Source organism: Streptomyces sp. NPDC006516, assembly GCF_040611875.1.
GTDB lineage: Bacteria > Actinomycetota > Actinomycetes > Streptomycetales > Streptomycetaceae > Streptomyces.
Genome location: NZ_JBEXPD010000002.1, coordinates 407335 through 423610, shown reverse-complemented (window position 1 = coordinate 423610; position 16276 = coordinate 407335). Strand labels below are relative to the sequence as shown.

27 protein-coding genes are annotated in these 16276 nt (G+C 68.4%); 7 read left to right on the top strand and 20 right to left on the bottom strand.

What is annotated here, in order from left to right:
• The 17 genes from rplF to rpsJ all read right to left on the bottom strand — a co-directional run bounded on the left by rplF (window position 1) and on the right by rpsJ (window position 7996).
• Entirely contained in the window at window positions 1-540 is a 540-nt protein-coding gene (gene rplF / locus ABZY45_RS08105; RefSeq protein WP_069171154.1) for a 50S ribosomal protein L6, read from the bottom strand.
• Between the two features lie 21 nt (window positions 541-561).
• Window positions 562-960, bottom strand: coding sequence for a 30S ribosomal protein S8 (gene rpsH, locus ABZY45_RS08100; protein WP_014154584.1), 399 nt, complete (start codon window positions 958-960; stop codon window positions 562-564).
• A gap of 222 nt (window positions 961-1182) precedes the next feature.
• Window positions 1183-1368: a type Z 30S ribosomal protein S14 gene (locus ABZY45_RS08095; protein ID WP_003948630.1), complete on the bottom strand. Its 186-nt coding sequence runs from the start codon at window positions 1366-1368 to the stop codon at window positions 1183-1185.
• 2 nt (window positions 1369-1370) lie between these two features.
• On the bottom strand, window positions 1371-1928 hold the full coding sequence (rplE, locus tag ABZY45_RS08090) for a 50S ribosomal protein L5 (RefSeq protein WP_145804045.1): 558 nt from the start codon (window positions 1926-1928) through the stop codon (window positions 1371-1373).
• Window positions 1928-2251 carry a 50S ribosomal protein L24 gene (gene rplX, locus ABZY45_RS08085; RefSeq protein WP_014047788.1) on the bottom strand — a complete coding sequence of 108 codons (324 nt, stop codon included), beginning with the start codon at window positions 2249-2251 and terminating at the stop codon, window positions 1928-1930. Before rplX ends, rplE begins: the two co-directional genes overlap by 1 nt.
• A 2-nt stretch (window positions 2252-2253) precedes the next feature.
• The gene (gene rplN / locus ABZY45_RS08080; RefSeq protein ID WP_003966950.1) at window positions 2254-2622 is read right to left on the bottom strand and encodes a 50S ribosomal protein L14; all 369 of its coding nucleotides are present in this window, start codon (window positions 2620-2622) and stop codon (window positions 2254-2256) included.
• Between the two features lie 100 nt (window positions 2623-2722).
• On the bottom strand, window positions 2723-3007 hold the full coding sequence (gene rpsQ, locus ABZY45_RS08075; protein WP_069171155.1) for a 30S ribosomal protein S17: 285 nt from the start codon (window positions 3005-3007) through the stop codon (window positions 2723-2725).
• The gene (rpmC, locus tag ABZY45_RS08070; protein WP_014047786.1) at window positions 3007-3231 is read right to left on the bottom strand and encodes a 50S ribosomal protein L29; all 225 of its coding nucleotides are present in this window, start codon (window positions 3229-3231) and stop codon (window positions 3007-3009) included. Before rpmC ends, rpsQ begins: the two co-directional genes overlap by 1 nt.
• A complete protein-coding gene (gene rplP, locus ABZY45_RS08065; protein WP_014154587.1) occupies window positions 3231-3650 on the bottom strand; it encodes a 50S ribosomal protein L16 in 420 nt (139 codons plus the stop codon). The genes rpmC and rplP overlap by 1 nt, the downstream gene beginning before the upstream one ends.
• A gap of 5 nt (window positions 3651-3655) precedes the next feature.
• Window positions 3656-4492, bottom strand: a complete 837-nt coding sequence (gene rpsC, locus ABZY45_RS08060; RefSeq protein WP_014047784.1) for a 30S ribosomal protein S3 — start codon at window positions 4490-4492, stop codon at window positions 3656-3658.
• Window positions 4492-4839 (bottom strand): 50S ribosomal protein L22, encoded by a 348-nt coding sequence (rplV, locus tag ABZY45_RS08055; RefSeq protein WP_004571827.1) that lies wholly within the window; start codon window positions 4837-4839, stop codon window positions 4492-4494. Before rplV ends, rpsC begins: the two co-directional genes overlap by 1 nt.
• Before the next feature lie 43 nt (window positions 4840-4882).
• A complete protein-coding gene (gene rpsS, locus ABZY45_RS08050; RefSeq protein ID WP_003966956.1) occupies window positions 4883-5164 on the bottom strand; it encodes a 30S ribosomal protein S19 in 282 nt (93 codons plus the stop codon).
• A gap of 12 nt (window positions 5165-5176) precedes the next feature.
• A complete protein-coding gene (gene rplB / locus ABZY45_RS08045; protein ID WP_056796589.1) occupies window positions 5177-6013 on the bottom strand; it encodes a 50S ribosomal protein L2 in 837 nt (278 codons plus the stop codon).
• A 38-nt stretch (window positions 6014-6051) separates the two neighbouring features.
• A complete protein-coding gene (gene rplW, locus ABZY45_RS08040; RefSeq protein ID WP_014154589.1) occupies window positions 6052-6375 on the bottom strand; it encodes a 50S ribosomal protein L23 in 324 nt (107 codons plus the stop codon).
• A complete protein-coding gene (gene rplD, locus ABZY45_RS08035) occupies window positions 6375-7025 on the bottom strand; it encodes a 50S ribosomal protein L4 (protein ID WP_014154590.1) in 651 nt (216 codons plus the stop codon). Before rplD ends, rplW begins: the two co-directional genes overlap by 1 nt.
• 4 nt (window positions 7026-7029) lie before the next feature.
• Window positions 7030-7674 carry a 50S ribosomal protein L3 gene (rplC, locus tag ABZY45_RS08030; protein WP_014047781.1) on the bottom strand — a complete coding sequence of 215 codons (645 nt, stop codon included), beginning with the start codon at window positions 7672-7674 and terminating at the stop codon, window positions 7030-7032.
• A gap of 13 nt (window positions 7675-7687) precedes the next feature.
• Complete coding sequence (gene rpsJ / locus ABZY45_RS08025) at window positions 7688-7996, bottom strand: 30S ribosomal protein S10 (RefSeq protein ID WP_003948644.1); 309 nt, start codon at window positions 7994-7996, stop codon at window positions 7688-7690.
• A gap of 518 nt (window positions 7997-8514) precedes the next feature.
• On the opposite strand from rpsJ, the gene ABZY45_RS08020 reads away from it, so the two are divergent.
• Complete coding sequence (locus ABZY45_RS08020; RefSeq protein ID WP_356737326.1) at window positions 8515-9429, top strand: hypothetical protein; 915 nt, start codon at window positions 8515-8517, stop codon at window positions 9427-9429.
• A gap of 47 nt (window positions 9430-9476) precedes the next feature.
• Complete coding sequence (locus tag ABZY45_RS08015; RefSeq protein ID WP_356737324.1) at window positions 9477-9941, top strand: GNAT family N-acetyltransferase; 465 nt, start codon at window positions 9477-9479, stop codon at window positions 9939-9941.
• Window positions 9942-9956: 15 nt separating this feature from the next.
• Here the strand turns inward: ABZY45_RS08015 and ABZY45_RS08010 are convergent, their stop codons facing one another.
• Together ABZY45_RS08010 and ABZY45_RS08005 are read right to left on the bottom strand one after the other, a co-directional pair.
• Window positions 9957-10160 carry a DUF397 domain-containing protein gene (locus tag ABZY45_RS08010; RefSeq protein WP_356737322.1) on the bottom strand — a complete coding sequence of 68 codons (204 nt, stop codon included), beginning with the start codon at window positions 10158-10160 and terminating at the stop codon, window positions 9957-9959.
• A complete protein-coding gene (locus tag ABZY45_RS08005; RefSeq protein ID WP_356737320.1) occupies window positions 10157-11032 on the bottom strand; it encodes a helix-turn-helix transcriptional regulator in 876 nt (291 codons plus the stop codon). The genes ABZY45_RS08010 and ABZY45_RS08005 overlap by 4 nt, the downstream gene beginning before the upstream one ends.
• 156 nt (window positions 11033-11188) lie before the next feature.
• Here ABZY45_RS08005 and ABZY45_RS08000 point away from each other — a divergent pair, with 156 nt between their 5' ends.
• The 4 genes from ABZY45_RS08000 to ABZY45_RS07985 all read left to right on the top strand — a co-directional run bounded on the left by ABZY45_RS08000 (window position 11189) and on the right by ABZY45_RS07985 (window position 14205).
• On the top strand, window positions 11189-11614 hold the full coding sequence (locus ABZY45_RS08000; RefSeq protein WP_356737318.1) for an ATP-binding protein: 426 nt from the start codon (window positions 11189-11191) through the stop codon (window positions 11612-11614).
• Window positions 11615-11880: 266 nt separating this feature from the next.
• Entirely contained in the window at window positions 11881-12873 is a 993-nt protein-coding gene (locus ABZY45_RS07995; protein WP_356737316.1) for a helix-turn-helix domain-containing protein, read from the top strand.
• A gap of 33 nt (window positions 12874-12906) precedes the next feature.
• A complete protein-coding gene (locus ABZY45_RS07990) occupies window positions 12907-13815 on the top strand; it encodes a hypothetical protein (protein WP_356737314.1) in 909 nt (302 codons plus the stop codon).
• 138 nt (window positions 13816-13953) lie between these two features.
• Window positions 13954-14205, top strand: coding sequence for a hypothetical protein (locus tag ABZY45_RS07985; protein ID WP_356737312.1), 252 nt, complete (start codon window positions 13954-13956; stop codon window positions 14203-14205).
• Between the two features lie 21 nt (window positions 14206-14226).
• Here ABZY45_RS07985 and ABZY45_RS07980 read toward each other — a convergent pair whose 3' ends face one another.
• Window positions 14227-15408: a hypothetical protein gene (locus tag ABZY45_RS07980; protein ID WP_356737310.1), complete on the bottom strand. Its 1182-nt coding sequence runs from the start codon at window positions 15406-15408 to the stop codon at window positions 14227-14229.
• Window positions 15409-15783: 375 nt separating this feature from the next.
• On the opposite strand from ABZY45_RS07980, the gene ABZY45_RS07975 reads away from it, so the two are divergent.
• On the top strand, window positions 15784-16254 hold the full coding sequence (locus tag ABZY45_RS07975) for a peptidoglycan-binding domain-containing protein (RefSeq protein WP_356737308.1): 471 nt from the start codon (window positions 15784-15786) through the stop codon (window positions 16252-16254).
• Window positions 16255-16276: the final 22 nt, after the last annotated feature.

The window sequence follows — 16276 nt, the reverse complement described above, 5'->3', positions numbered from 1 at the left end:
CTACTTACCAGCCTTTCCGACCTTGCGGCGGATGACCTCGCCCGCGTACTTGACGCCCTTGGCCTTGTACGGGTCGGGCTTCCGCAGCTTGCGGATCTTCGCCGAGACCTCGCCGACCTTCTGCTTGTCGATGCCCTCGACACTGAACTTCGTGGGCGACTCGACCTTGAAGGTGATGCCCTCAGGGGCCTCGATGAGGATCGGGTGGCTGTAACCCAGGGCGAACTCCAGGTTGGAGCCCTTCGCCTGGACGCGGTAACCGACACCGCTGATCTCGAGCGCCTTGCTGTATCCCGTGGTCACGCCGGTGATCATGTTCGCCACCAGCGTGCGGGACAGGCCGTGGAGGGCCTTGTTCTGACGCTCGTCGTTCGGGCGGACGACGTTGAGCACGCCGTCCTCACCCTTGGTGACCTCGATCGGCGCTGCGACGGTGTGCGAGAGGGTCCCCTTGGGGCCCTTCACCGCGACCGTGCGGCCATCGATGGTGACGTCCACACCGGCGGGAACCTGGATGGGGAGCTTGCCGATTCGCGACATGAGCTATTCCTCCGTTCCCGACTACCAGACGTAGGCGAGGACTTCCCCACCTACGCCCTTCTTGCTGGCCTGCTGGCCGGTCAGGAGACCGTGGGACGTGGAGATGATCGCCACGCCCAGGCCGCCGAGAACCTTCGGCAGGTTGGTGGACTTTGCGTATACACGCAGACCCGGCTTCGAGATTCGCTTGATGCCGGCGATCGAGCGCTCGCGGTTCGGGCCGAACTTCAGCTCGAGGACGAGGCTCTTACCGACCTCGGCGTCCTCGACCTTCCAGCCGGTGATGAAGCCCTCCTGCTGGAGGATCTCCGCGATGTGCGACTTGATCTTGCTGTGCGGCATCGCGACATCGTCGTGATACGCCGAGTTCGCGTTGCGCAGACGCGTGAGCATGTCTGCGATGGGATCAGTCATGGTCATGAGTTGGCCTTCGGCCTCTCTCGCCGGGGTTTCCTGTATGCGCCATCCCTCTCCCCACTCAGTGGCGGGACGGGTGCGGTGCGGGGACCTACGGCGTAGTAAGTCGGTCAGGGCGGCAGGCGCCCAACCCTTCAAGCCTACGGCATGAAGAGCGGGGCTCCTGCCGACCAGATACTTACCGAGAGCTTCTGGTACTCCCAACGCCCAAAGGGCGAAGGAGATTTACCAGGAGCTCTTGGTCACGCCCGGCAGCTCGCCACGGTGAGCCATCTCACGAAGGCACACGCGGCACAGGCCGAACTTGCGGTAGACGGAGTGGGGCCGGCCGCAGCGCTGGCAGCGGGTGTACCCGCGAACGCCGAACTTCGGCTTACGGGCGGCCTTAGCGATCAGAGCCTTCTTCGCCACGGTCAGTTCTCCTTGAACGGGAAGCCGAGGTGACGAAGCAGGGCACGACCCTCGTCGTCGTTGGCAGCCGTGGTGACCACGGTGATGTCCATGCCCCGGACCCGGTCGATCTTGTCCTGGTCGATCTCGTGGAACATGACCTGCTCCGTGAGACCGAAGGTGTAGTTGCCACGGCCGTCGAACTGCTTCGGCGACAGGCCACGGAAGTCACGGATACGCGGAAGCGCGAGCGACAGCGTACGGTCCAGGAACTCCCACATGCGGTCACCACGGAGGGTGACGTGGCAGCCGATCGGCTGCCCCTCGCGCAGCTTGAACTGCGCGATCGACTTGCGGGCCTTGGTGACGGCGGGCTTCTGGCCGGTGATCGTGGTGAGGTCCTTGACGGCCCCGTCGATCAGCTTGGAGTCGCGGGCGGCGTCGCCCACACCCATGTTGACCACGATCTTGACCAGACCGGGGACCTGCATGACGTTCTCGTAAGAGAACTCCTCACGCAGCTTGCCGGCGATTTCCTCGCGGTAGCGCGTCTTGAGACGCGGCGCAGTGGTGGCAGTCATCAGATGTCCTCACCGGTCCGCTTGGCAACGCGGATCTTCTTGCCCTCGTCGTCAAAGCGGTAGCCGACGCGGGTGACGACCTTGTTGCCGTCCTTCTCCACGACCAGCTGAACGTTGCTGACGTGAATCGGGGCCTCGGTGGTGACAATGCCACCGGTCTGCGAGCCGCGAGCCGTCTGACCGGCCTTGGTGTGCTTCTTGACCCGGTTGACACCCTCGACGAGGACACGGTCCTGGGCGGGGAAGGCGACGATGACCTTGCCCTGCTTGCCCTTGTCCTTACCGGTGATGACCTGAACCAGGTCGCCCTTCTTGATCTTCATGCTTACAGCACCTCCGGCGCGAGCGAGATGATCTTCATGAACTTCTTCTCGCGCAGCTCTCGGCCCACGGGGCCGAAGATGCGGGTGCCGCGGGGGTCGCCGTCGTTCTTGAGAATGACAGCGGCGTTCTCGTCGAAGCGGATGTACGAGCCATCCTGGCGACGGCGCTCCTTGACGGTGCGAACGATGACGGCCTTGACGACGTCACCCTTCTTCACGTTGCCACCGGGGATCGCGTCCTTGACGGTGGCGACGATGACGTCACCGATGCCCGCGTAGCGGCGACCCGAGCCACCGAGAACACGGATGGTGAGAATTTCCTTCGCACCCGTGTTGTCGGCGACGCGCAGTCGCGACTCCTGCTGGATCACGTCTATCTCCTGATCGTCTGCCGGTTCCCGGCGGGGGCCGCGGTGAAGCGGCCCCCGCCGAGCCTGGCGGAACTGGCCTGAGGGGAGACCCCCTCAGGGATTACTTGGCCTTCTCGAGGATCTCGACGATGCGCCAGCGCTTCGTGGCGGACAGCGGACGCGTCTCCATGATGACAACGCGGTCGCCGACGCCTGCAGCGTTCTGCTCGTCGTGGGCCTTGAGCTTGTTCGTACGGCGGATGACCTTGCCGTACAGCGCGTGCTTGACACGGTCCTCGACAGCGACGACGACGGTCTTGTCCATCTTGTCGCTGACGACCAGACCCTCACGGGTCTTACGGAAACCGCGGTCGGTGTTGGTCTCAGTCACAGTCTTCTCGCTCATCAGACGCTCTCCACCGTCTCGATGCCCAGCTCGCGCTCGCGCATCAGGGTGTAGATCCGGGCGATGTCCTTACGGACGGACTTGAGCCGACCGTGGTTCTCGAGCTGCCCCGTCGCCGCCTGGAAGCGGAGGTTGAACAGCTCTTCCTTGGCCTCGCGGAGCTTGTTGAGGAGCTCCTCGTTGCCCAGCTCGCGCAGCTCGGACGCCTTGGTACCGGCCGACATCACGACTCACCTGCCTCGCGCCGAACGATCCGGCACTTCATCGGAAGCTTGTGAGCAGCGCGGGTGAGCGCCTCACGAGCAATCTTCTCGTTCGGGTAGGACAGCTCGAACATCACCCGACCGGGCTTGACGTTCGCGATCCACCACTCGGGAGAACCCTTACCGGAACCCATGCGGGTCTCGGCCGGCTTCTTCGTCAGGGGGCGGTCCGGGTAGATGTTGATCCAGACCTTGCCGCCACGCTTGATGTGGCGGGTCATCGCGATACGAGCTGCCTCGATCTGACGGTTCGTCACATACGCCGGGGACAGCGCCTGGATGCCGTACTCGCCGAACGCAACCTGCGTGCCACCCTTGGACATACCGCTGCGCTTCGGGTGGTGCTGCTTGCGGTGCTTGACCCTACGGGGGATCAGCATTTCGGTCAGGCCTCCGTTCCGGTGCTCTCAGCCGGAGCAGCGGCGGCGGGAGCGTCGGCCTTGGGGGCCTCCGCTGCCGGCGCGGACTGCTGCGGCTTGCGGCCGCGACCGCCACGCTCGCCACCACGGCCACCACGGCCGGCCGGGCGGTCAGCGCCGCCACGAGCCGGACGGTTGCCGGCGCGAGCCGCTGCGTTCTCGGCGCGGACCTCGGCGATGTTCTTGACGTCGCCCTTGTAGATCCAGACCTTCACGCCGATGCGGCCGAAGGTCGTCTTGGCCTCGAAGAAGCCGTAGTCCACGTTCGCGCGGAGCGTGTGCAGGGGCACACGGCCCTCGCGGTAGAACTCCGAGCGGGACATCTCGGCGCCGCCGAGGCGGCCACCGCACTGGATCTTGATGCCCTTGGCGCCGGCCTTCATCGTGCTCTGCATGCTCTTACGCATGGCACGACGGAAGGAGACGCGGGAGGAGAGCTGCTCGGCGACGGCCTGGGCCACCAGCTGAGCGTCCACCTCGGGGTTCTTGACCTCGAGGATGTTCAGCTGGACCTGCTTGCCGGTCAGCTTCTCCAGCTCGCCACGGATGCGGTCGGCCTCGGCGCCACGGCGGCCGATGACGATGCCCGGGCGGGCGGTGTGGATGTCAACGCGGACGCGGTCGCGGGTGCGCTCGATCTCCACCTTGGAGATGCCGGCCCGCTCCATGCCCTTCGTCATCATGCGACGAATGGCGACGTCTTCCTTGACGTAGTCCTTGTACAGCTTGTCGGCGTACCAACGGGACTTGAAGTCCGTGGTGATGCCGAGCCGGAACCCGTGCGGGTTTACCTTCTGGCCCATTACCGGGTTCCTTCCTTGCTGCTGACGACCACGGTGATGTGGCTGGTCCGCTTACGGATCCGGTAGGCACGGCCCTGGGCACGCGGACGGAACCGCTTCAGGGTCGGGCCTTCGTCCACGTACGCCTCGCTGATGACCAGCGAAGAGGCGTCGGTGTGGTCGTAGTTGTGTGCAGCGTTGGCGATGGCGCTGTCCAGCACCTTGCCAACCGGCACGCTCGCGGCCTGCGGGGCGAAACGCAGGACCGCCTGAGCCTCCGTGGCATCCATGCCACGGATGAGGTCCACCACGCGGCGGGCCTTCATGGGCGTGACGCGGATGTACCGCGCCTGGGCCCTGGCTTCCATGGTTGTCCCTTCGGTGTAAGTCATAGTCGTTTCCACCCCGCGGTTAGCGGCGCTTCGACTTCCGGTCGTCCTTGACGTGGCCGCGGAAGGTGCGAGTCGGCGAGAACTCGCCGAGCTTGTGGCCGACCATCGACTCGGTGACGAACACCGGGACGTGGATCTTGCCGTTGTGCACCGCGATGGTGTGACCCAGCATGGCCGGGACGATCATCGAGCGACGGGACCAGGTCTTGATGACGTTCTTGGTGCCTGCCTCGTTCTGTACGTCCACCTTCTTGATGAGGTGGCCGTCGACGAAGGGCCCCTTCTTGAGACTGCGCGGCATCTAAACCCGCTCCTAGCGCTTCTTGTTCGTCTTGCGGCGGCGGACGATGTACTTGCTCGATGCCTTCTTCGGCGAGCGAGTACGACCCTCCTTCTGACCCCACGGCGAGACCGGGTGACGTCCACCGGAGGTCTTGCCTTCACCACCACCGTGCGGGTGGTCAACCGGGTTCATCGCGACACCGCGGACGGTCGGGCGAACGCCCTTCCAGCGCATACGGCCGGCCTTGCCCCAGTTGATGTTCGACTGCTCGGCGTTGCCGACCTCGCCGATGGTGGCGCGGCAGCGGGCGTCGACCAGCCGGATCTCACCGGACGGCATACGAAGGTGGGCCATGGTGCCCTCCTTCGCCAGCAGCTGCACGGAGGCACCCGCGGAACGGGCGAACTTCGCGCCGCCGCCGGGCCGCAGCTCGATGGCGTGGATGGTCGTACCGACCGGGATGTTGCGCAGCGCCAGGTTGTTGCCCGGCTTGATGTCTGCGGTCGGCCCGTTCTCGACGCGGTCACCCTGCGACAGACCACGGGGGGCGACGATGTAACGCTTCTCGCCGTCCGCGTAGTGCAGCAGCGCGATGCGCGCGGTGCGGTTGGGGTCGTACTCGATGTGCGCGACCTTGGCCGGCACGCCGTCCTTGTCGTGACGACGGAAGTCGATCACACGGTAGGCGCGCTTGTGGCCACCGCCCTGGTGGCGAACGGTCACACGACCGGCGTTGTTACGGCCGCCCTTGCTGTGCAGGGGGCGGACCAGCGACTTCTCCGGCGTGGACCGCGTGATCTCGACAAAGTCGGCGACGCTGGAGCCACGACGGCCCGGGGTCGTCGGCTTGTACTTGCGGATACCCATTTCTCAGTCCTCGTCCGATTCCGGACGACTCGACCTCACTAGGAGGTCGGGCCGCCGAAGATGTCGATACGGTCGCCCTCGGCGAGGGTCACGATGGCGCGCTTCGTGTCGGCGCGCTTGCCGAAGCCGGTCTTGGTGCGCTTGCGCTTACCCTGCCGGTTGATCGTGTTGACCCCGGTGACCTTGACCGAGAAGACCGCTTCCACGGCCTGCTTGATCTGGGTCTTGTTGGAGCCGGGCGCGACGATGAAGGTGTACTTGTTCTCGTCGAGCAGCGCGTAGCTCTTCTCGGAGACAACCGGCTTGACGAGAACGTCGCGCGGGTCCGAGTAGGTCTTGCTGGTAACGGTCGCCTCACTCATCAGGCGGCGCTCCCTTCGGTCTCAGCGGTCTGGGGGCCAGACACGAAGGACTCGAAAGCGGCCTGGGTGAAGACCACGTCGTCAGAGACGATCACGTCGTACGTGTTCAGCTGGCCCGGCTCCAGGATGTGCACCTGGGGCAGGTTGCGAGCGGACAGCCACGCGGCCTCGTCGGCACGCTCGACGACCAGGAGCAGGTTGCTGCGCTCCGAGATCTTGCCGAACAGCGTCTTGGCGGCCTTGGTGGAGATCCCACCCTCGACCACGCCGGTGACGACGTGGATGCGGGAGTGACGCGCCCGGTCCGAGAGGGCTCCGCGCAGGGCGGCGGCCTTCATCTTCTTCGGGGTGCGCTGGGAGTAGTCACGCGGCTGAGGGCCGTGGACGACGCCACCGCCGGCGAACTGCGGCGCACGGGTCGAACCCTGGCGCGCGCGGCCGGTGCCCTTCTGGCGGTACGGCTTGCGCCCACCACCACGGACTTCGCCGCGGGTCTTGGTCTTGTGCGTGCCCTGACGGGCAGCTGCCAGCTGTGCGACGACGACCTGGTGGATCAGCGGAACGCTGGTCTTCGCGTCGAAGATCTCCGCGGGGAGCTCGACGGTACCGGCCTTGTCGCCTGCCGGCGAAAGGATGTCAATGGTGCTCATTACCTCAAGCCCCCTTGGCCGCGGTACGGACCAGGACGAGGCCGCCGTTCGGACCGGGGACTGCGCCCTTGATGAGGAGCAGACCCTTCTCCGCGTCAACCGCGTGGATGGTCAGGTTCTGGGTGGTGACGCGCTCGTTACCCATACGACCGGCCATGCGCATGCCCTTGAAGACACGCCCAGGGGTGGCGCAGCCACCGATCGAACCGGGGGAACGGTGCTTGCGCTGGACGCCGTGGCCGGCGCCGAGGCCCTTGAAGTTGTGACGCTTCATGACACCGGCGAAGCCCTTGCCCTTGCTCTTGCCCGTGACGTCAACCTTGACGCCGGACTCGAACACCTCGGCAGTGACCTCCTGGCCCAGCGTGTACTCGCTGGCGTCAGGGGTGCGGAGCTCCACCAGGTGGCGGCGCGGGGTCACGTCGGCCTTGGCGAAGTGGCCCTTGAGGGGCTTGTTCACCTTGCGCGGGTCGATCTCGCCGAAGGCGATCTGGACCGACTCGTAGCCGTCGCTGTCGTTGGTGCGGACCTGGGTGACGACACAGGGCCCGGCCTTGACGACGGTCACCGGCACGACCCGGTTGTTCTCGTCCCAGACCTGGGTCATGCCGAGCTTCTCGCCCAGGACGCCCTTAATGTTCTTAGCCATCTCGCGCGTCACCTCAGAGCTTGATCTCGATGTCGACGCCCGCCGGCAGGTCGAGACGCATCAGCGAGTCAACCGTCTTCGGCGTGGGGTCGAGGATGTCGATGAGGCGCTTGTGCGTGCGCATCTCGAAGTGCTCGCGCGAGTCCTTGTACTTGTGCGGCGACTTGATGACGCAGTACACGTTCTTCTCAGTGGGCAGCGGCACCGGGCCCGCGACCGACGCACCAGTGCGGGTCACCGTCTCGACGATCTTCTTCGCCGAGGAGTCGATGACCTCGTGGTCGTAGGCCTTGAGCCGGATGCGGATCTTCTGTCCCGCCATGGCTACTAGTAGTCCTGTCTCTCATAACGCTCTGGAACCCGGGAGTTCTCCTAGCCTCCGCCTCCGACCCACGCGGTCGGGCGTGTCGCATCCCCTCTACGAAGAAGTCCCGAAGGATTTCCCAACCAAGGGGGTGCGGGCCGAAACCGCGCTGCCGGGGGCGAAACCCCACCGGGTGCCTGGTCAGCGCCCCACTGGCACTTCCCGGAAGATTCCCGTACGTCCGACCCTGGGGGTCGACGAGTACTGTGGGACTCGCTTCCGGTCCTCCCGGCGGGAGGCGCGCAGCATTGACACTCAACCGAGCAACCTGGCTAGTGTGCCATACGGCCCGCAGGCCTGGCCAATCGGGCCGAGGATCTTACCCCCTGCGGGGGACCGGTCAAACGCGGACGCGCCTCCGCGGCCCGCGCACGGCCCCCTCCCGCCAATCGGCCGACTGTTCGCCGCGTCACGCGAAGGGGCCACTCCTCTCCCTACGGCATATGCCGTACGCCGTCGGCCCCTAGCGTCAGGCCATGATCCGCTCATGGCAGGCGGCTATGCGCCGCGTCCTCCAGGACGATCCGGCCGTCTTCGCCAGGACCCTGCGCACGCTGGGCCTCCCGTTCGCCGACCCCGTCGCCACGGCTCTCCTGCCGACGGGCCTCGCGCCGGTGGATCGTCTCCCGAGCGGTCCCCTCGCGCCGGACCTCCTGGGGCCGGGCTTCGAGATCCTGCTCCGGGTGGCCCCGCCAGAGGGCGACGGCTATGTGCTCGCCCTGGAGACCGCGGGGACGAGGAGCCCGGCGAGGCGCAGCTACTGGCGCTCGCGGATGGCGCACCTCCTCGCGGCGTACCGCATGCCGCCCGTCCTCCTGGTCGTCTGCCCCGACGAGGTCACGGCGCGCTGGGCGGAGCGCCCCCTCGCCCTCGGCCCGCCGCAGTGGGCGGCTCTGACCTTCCACCCCCTGGTCCTGGGCCCGCACAACGTCCCCGCGGTGGCGGATCCGACGCAGGCCGCCCGGGACATCCCGCTCGCCGCGCTCTCCGCGATGACCCACGGCACCGGACCCGAGGCGGACGCGGTGCTCGCGTCGCTGGCCGCGGCGCTGAAGGGCGCCGGGCGTTCCGAGAAGAAGGACCTGGCGACCGTCTTCGGCGAACTCACCTCGCTCGGGCTCGGCACCGGAACAGCCGCCGCGCGCACCTGGAAGGGCATGGCGCCGGCAGCCCACTGCCGCCGCGCGGGGATCACGGGCGGCCGGTGCGCCGACACCAGGGCCGACGACTGGGCCCGGAGCGTCCTGACGGTGCTGGAACGGCGCGGCATCGCGGTCACGGACGACTTACGCGACCGCGTGAGCGGCTGCATCGACATGGCTCTGCTCGGCCGCTGGACCGTACGCGCGCTCAGCGCGACCACGGCCGACGACCTGTTCACGGAGGCCTGACACCCTGTTGAGGGCCGGTGTACAGACCCTGCTGATTGAATCCGGTCATGTCTACGAGCACCATCCAGGGCTGGAGCCTGCGGCCGGCCACCGCCGATGACGTCGAGGCCATATCCGAGATCCGGGCCGCGGCGATGCGCCCCGACCTGGAACGCCTGGGCCGGTACGACGAGCACCGGGTGCGGCAACGGCTGCGTGACGCCTACGTCCCCGAGCACACCTCCGTCGTGGAGTCGGCCGGGGCCGTCGCGGGGTGCGTCGCGCTGCGGCCCTCCGAGGACGGCTGCTGGCTGGAGCACTTCTACCTCGCCCCGGAGCTCCAGGGCAGGGGCATCGGTAGCGCGGTCCTGGCCGGGGTCCTCGCCCGTACCGACGCCCAGGGCGTGCCGGTCCGGCTGAGCGTCCTCCAGGGCAGCGCCGCTCGCCGGCTGTACGAGCGGCACGGCTTCGCCCTGGAGCGCGAGGACCCGGTGGACGTCTTCATGGTCCGCCTGCCCCGCGCCGGGTCCTGATCCCGCCCCTGGAGGTCAGCCCTGCGCCGCGTACTCCAGAAAGCGGGCCCAGGCGCGCGCGTCCACGCCGATCTCCGGGCCCGGCACGTTCTTGGAGTCGCGCACGCGGACGGCCCGTGGGGATACGGCGACCTCGACGCAGTCGTTGTTGTTGCTGCCGCTGTAGCTGCTCTTGAACCATGGGGACTCGGATCGATGTCCGGCGGACGGGAGGCTCATGTCTCACCCAGCGCTTTCTCGACGAAGGCCAGCGACTCCCGTGGGCTGAGAGCCTGCGACCGGATGATTCCATACCGGAGTTCGAGGAGATGGACCTCTTTCGGGTCGAGGACCGTGCGGGTGGTCAGCTGAGCCTCCGAGAAGCCGACCGTCGTCCCTTCTTTCAGCTTCAGCAGCTGGACCTCGCCGCCCATCCCCGCGTGGTCGTCCCGGTCCGTCGGCATCACCTGGAACTCGACGTGCCTCAACTGGGCCGTTTCCAGAAGATGTTCGAGCTGTCGGCGGAGCACAGCCCTGCCACCGAGCGGTCGCAGCAGGGTGACCTCCTCCTGGACGAAGGTGAGCGTCACCAGGGGCGTCCGCGTGAAGATCTCCTGCCGGGCCAGCCGGGCGGAGACGAAGCGGTCGAGGTCGTCCGGGGAGAGAGCCGGCCGACGCATCTCGAAGAGGGCCCGGGCGTACTCCTCGGTCTGGAGCAGCCCGTGGATGTTGTGGTTGCCGTAGGCGCCGAGTTCGACCGCCTCCCGCTCGACCCGGGCCAGGTCCCGGACCTTCTTCGGATACCGGGCCTCTGCCACGTCCCCTTTCATGGCGGCGATCTTCCCGCCCGCTTCGAGGACCCTGTCCGCACCGTCCAGGAACTCAGGCTTCGGGGCACGCCGACCGCGCTCGACGCAGGACACCATCTCCTCGCTGTACCCGATGGCGGCTCCCAGCTCCGCCTGCCGCAGACCCGCTGCTTCCCGCCAGAGCTTGATCTGCCGGCCCACGGCCTTCATCACCGCACCGGAGTCATCCTCCGATTCCGCTTCCCAGCGCCCGCCGTCCCCGCTGTTCACCGAACGCCCCGCCCCACCGCTGGCCGCACTCATCCGCCCCGCCTCCCTCTTGCCTCACCTGCAACGGGGCCCGCCGTCCGTGCGTCACGGCGTACAGGCCGGACCGACCCGCGCCTGAGCCGGACAAGGTCCCTCCGCACGGGCGTCGCTCCTTCAGAGAGTAGCGACGGGTTGGCCACTCTGAGTGACATGAGCCGAGAAATCACCCGAACCGGATCTTCCGCTCCCGTGCGGGAGTTCACCGTGTTGCTCTCCCCCACCAGGCGAGGGGCGCGACTCGCACGCCTGCTGGCCGTAGCCCACCTGAGCACCTGGGGGCTTCCCCCGGGACCGGCCGCGCAGATCGTCGCCGAGCTGGCCACGAACGCCGTACTGCACGGGCGCGTGCCGGGACGGGACTTCCGCCTGTGCCTGGCGGCGCACCACGGGGGGCTTCTGCGGATCGAGGTCACCGACGCCCTGGGTGACCGGCTGCCACATCCGGTCGCCCCTGACCAGCACATGGAGACCGGACGCGGCCTGCTGATCGTCGAGGCACTCGCCGACCGCTGGGGCGTGGCCCCGGGCCCCTTCCCGCGCAAGACCGTCTGGGCCGAACTCGACCTCGCGTGGTGACCCGCCCGTACCGGGTCGCGGCGGGCCGCGACCCGGTGGCCCACGGCACTTAAGGCTTTTGAGGACGTGGAAAAGAACCCTCCCCACCCAAACCCGACCAGCACCGGCCGTGGTCACTCACACGGGTGACATATGCCAACTGGGCTGGATTTGGCATGGGTTGGCTGGCATATGCTCGCCGCGACAATCACAGACATGCGACGGCCCCCGGCCGGGACTGCGAATCCCGATCGAGGGCCTGACCACCGAGGAAGTAAGGCTTCCCGATGGGTACCCAGCAGGTTAGCGCGCCCCCGTGCGCCCCGTCCCCCGAGTCCGAGGGCTCCACGCCGTCGTCCGGCGTCATCCACGTCCATGTCCGGCACACCGCGGCCTTCACCGTCGTCGGCAACCACCTCACCCAGCACCGCACGCTGTCGCTGCTGGCGATCGGCCTCGCCGTGCACATCCAGTCGCTGCCGGACGGGGCCCGGATCAGCATCAGGCACCTCGCCGCTCGCTTTCCCGAGAGCGAGGCCCGGATCGCGGTCGGCCTGCGCGAGCTGGAGGCGACCGGGTACCTGCGCCGCAGCCGCGTACGGCTGGCCGACGGCCGCATCGTCACCCGTACCGTCTCGTACGACCGACCCGGCGCCGAAGCACCCACGGTCTCCATCCCCCGCCCCAGGACGGGCCGACAAAACGCACCGGTGTCACCGGCCGCGCCGCCGGTGTCCACGCCCCTGCCTCCGCCTCCCGTAGCGAGCCCCGCACCGGTGGTGCACCGGTCCGCGCCGGAGACGTCACCTGCTCCCGCCCCGCTGCCCGCCGCCCTGCCGGCTCCCACCGCGCGTACGGCACCGCCTCCCCCGCTGCCCCAGCCGCAGGACGCGGACCCCGAACTCCGCCGGTCGGCCTCGGCGCTCCTCGCGGACCTGCGCCGCCTGGCACCGCAACTGACCCTGTCCGAACGGGACATCGAGGCACTGACCCCGGGTGTCGTCACCTGGCTGGAGCGGGACGCCCACCCGGACACCGTCCGCCAGGCGCTGACGACCGACCTGCCGGTCCCGCTGAAGCATCCGGCCAAGCTGCTCCGACACCGGATCACCGCCCTGCTGCCGCCGCCGCTGCCCGGCGCCCAGGACCTCGCGCCGCCGCAGCGCCCCGGCAGCATCGTCATCCCGCTCCAGAACTGCGACCTCTGCGACCGCGCCTTCCGGTCCCGCCACCCCGGCCACTGCCGGGACTGCCGGACCGGCATCCACATCGCCGCCTGAGCTGCGAGCGACCCCGCCCCCGAACGGATCCGTATGGCCAACGCGCCCCACGAGGCAATGCACCGCATCTTCCAGGAGTACCCAGGGCTCTTCTCCCGGGTCTCCGACGTGCTCGGCCTCGCCTTCCCCGAGTCCACCAGGACCGAGGTCCTCTCCAACGACCTCACGGAGAACCAGCCACTCGAACGCCGGGTGGACACCCTGCTGCGCATCGAAACGGAACACCAAGGGCCCTTTTTGCTCGCCGTCGAGGCTCAAGGCAGAAAGGATCCCGACAAGCACGCGAGCTGGGCGTACTACTTCTCCTACCTGCTGGCGAAGTACGGGCTGCCGACGACGCTCCTGGTCGTCTGCCAGGACCGCGCCACCGCGGAATGGGCGGCCCGTCCCGTGCGGCTCGGCGCGACCCAGTGGCCCGTGCTCACCCTGCACCCGCTGGTCGCGGGGCCGCACAACATCCCGTTCATCACGGATGTGGCTCAGGCCCGGAAGGACCTCCCACTCGCTGCCCTCTCCGCCATCACACACGCTGACAATCCGGACGTCGGTGCCATACTGAAATCGCTGTCCACCGCGCTGCGGGACACACCGGAGACAATCGCCAACCCCATCGTCGAACTCACCGCCCAAGGCCTGGGCAACCGCCCGGCCGCACAACAGTGGAGGAACCTGGTGGCCGTGGACCTCTCTTTCTACACTTCCCCGCTCTCCGAAGAGATCCGAGCCGAAGGCGAAGCCCGGGGTGAGGCCCGGGGCGAGGCCCGGGGCGAGGCCAAAGGCCAGGCCAAGAGCCTCCTCATGATGCTCGAACTGCGCGGCGTACACGTGCCCGACGAGGCCCGCGAGAAGATCACCAACTGCGACGACACCGACCTCCTGGACCAGTGGTTCAGCCGCGCCGTCACGGCAACCTCCACCGACGAAATCTTCGACGCGAGCTGACGCACACGCCGACGGATTCAGTCACGTCGCCGTGAAAGGACGGGTGCAGGAAGCCGTGGTCCCTGCACCCTCGTCGAACTCACCGCACAAGGCCTGGGCGACCGCCCGGCCGCACAACAGTGGAGGAACCTGGTGGCCGTGGACCTCTCTTTCTACACTTCACCGCTCTCCGAAGAGATCCGAGCCGAAGGCGAAGCCAGGGGCGAGGCCAGGGGCGAGGCCAGGGGCGAGGCCAAGAGCCTCCTCATGATGCTCGAACTGCGCGGCGTACACGTGCCCGACGAGGCCCGCGAGAAGATCACCAACTGCGACGACACCGAACTCCTGGACCAGTGGTTCAGCCGCGCCGTCACGGCCTCCTCCGTCGAGGAGATCTTCATCGAGGGATGACGCGACGGTCCGGAGCCACCCTCACGTACGCGTGACCGTGCCGCAGGACCCGTCGGGCTGCCACTCCCTGCGGTCGTAGGGGTCCACGTCGGGCCCGGCGGGGCTGGGGTCCTTCCTGTCGCTCGGGAAGGACGGGTGCAGGAAGCCGTCGTTCAGCTCGCAGTCGGTGTTGCCGACGTTCTGCTGCGAGCTGACGATGGAAAGCTTGCCGGGCGTCGCCACGAACCGCTCCGGGTCGTGCAGCGCCGTCGTGAGCTTCCGCCGCACGAGCGTGCGCGCCACCTCGTCCCCGCCCACCCGCACCAGCGGGTAGACGAAGGTGTAGTCGGCGTGCACCTCCACGGAGCCGGTGGGGCCCGCTTCGAAGGTCATCCGCCCGCGCGTCTTGACGACGTCCCCCACCAGCTGGATCTCGTCCGGGTCGAACCGGCTGAACAGCATCAGCGGATCCAGCTCCTCGCCGGGCTCCGCGAGTGACCGTTCGAGCCGAGCCCGCTCCCCCTTCTGCAAGGGGTCGATCAGGTCCAGCGCCTCCTCGGGCCGCTCGCCGCGCAGGGTGCCCGGGGCGAGGTTCGCTGAGATGAGCAACTGCCGGGTGGCCCGCAGTGCCTGCTCGACCTCGCCCTTGCTCATCCCTCCCACCGCCTCGGCCTCCGGGATCTCGATCCCCGCCGCCCCGTCCGCCCAGCGGAGCGCTGGCGAGCCCAGGAAGGGGTGCTCGGGCGTCGGCATCTCCAGATCGGCCCCCTCGGCGGGCTCGGCGGTCGGCGGTGCGGTCTCGGCCGGCAGCGGCGCCGCGTCCACGGAGTCGCCCCCTCCGGGCAGGTGGTCGGTCAGCAGGCTGGGCCGCATGGTGACCACGAGGGCTACCGCGACCAGAACGATCCCCAGGACTCCGGCAAGACGCTTGCGCTTCCTGCGCCGGCTGCTCGGCTGCCCGGAGGGCCCGGTGCGCCACCCGTCGGGCTGCCACGCTTCGGCCGGCTTGTTCCTCCGGCCCGGGCGCCGCCCACTCGCGGCAGCCTCCTCGTCGAGCGCGCGCAGACGCGCGGTGACCATGCGGGCACGGGCCGAGGGCTCCTTCGGCACGTCACCCCCGCCGCTCCCGGCCTTCCGGAGGAATTCCTCCCACTGTTCGTCGGAGACGGCACCCCCCTCGTCCGGACGCTCGGACGGCTCTCCTGCCGGAGTTCTGGTGCTCACTGTTCTGTTCCACTCCCCCACACGACTCTGCCCCCACCAGTTCACGCCGCCGCGCTCACACGGACAAGAGTGCGAGGCCAACGGTGACGATCACGTGACGCTCCCCGCCCAGGCGAACCACCCTGCACGGCCGGCCTGAAGTCGCGTGCTGCACCCGGCGCGAGAGCGCCCGGTGCAAGCGCTTCCCCCTCGCCGCCAGGGCCTTTGCGCCTGAGCCCAACAGCCTGGCTGCCCGCGCCCGGGCTGGGCGATGCTCGGGGACGACGCGGCCGGGGGCGTGACCCCCGCCGCACCGACGAGCGGCAACCGGCGCACGGCCCGGCGACTGAGGGCCCGTGGGACGGCGAGCCGCTCCACGACCTCATGGGGGAACACATGCGACAGAGGGCCATGGCAAGGACGCTCGTCAGCCTCACCGCGGTCGCCGGGATCGCCGTCGGCAGCCTCGCCGGAGCCGGAGCCGGCTTCGCGGCACCCGCACAGAGCACCCCGGCGGTGGCGAGCGCCGAGGCCGGCGTGCTCGCGACCGTCAACCTCGGCCTGAGCACCACGCAGGCCAAGAACGTCCAGCGCGCACTGGCGGCTCGCTGGGACTACAACGGCCGCATCGACGGACTGCTCGGCCCGGAGAGCTGGATGGCGATGCAGCGCTTCCTCAAGGAGCACTACACCTACACCGACTCGATCGACGGCGACGTCGGCCCCAACACCGTGAAGGCCCTTCAGCGCTACCTCAAGCGGTTCTACGGCTACACCGGATCGATCGACGGCGACGCCGGGCCGGAGACCCAGGCCGCCTTCAAGCGTGCGGCGAACGTCTGCCCCGACGGCTGCCTCCTCACCTGATCCTGCCGGACGGCCCTGGATC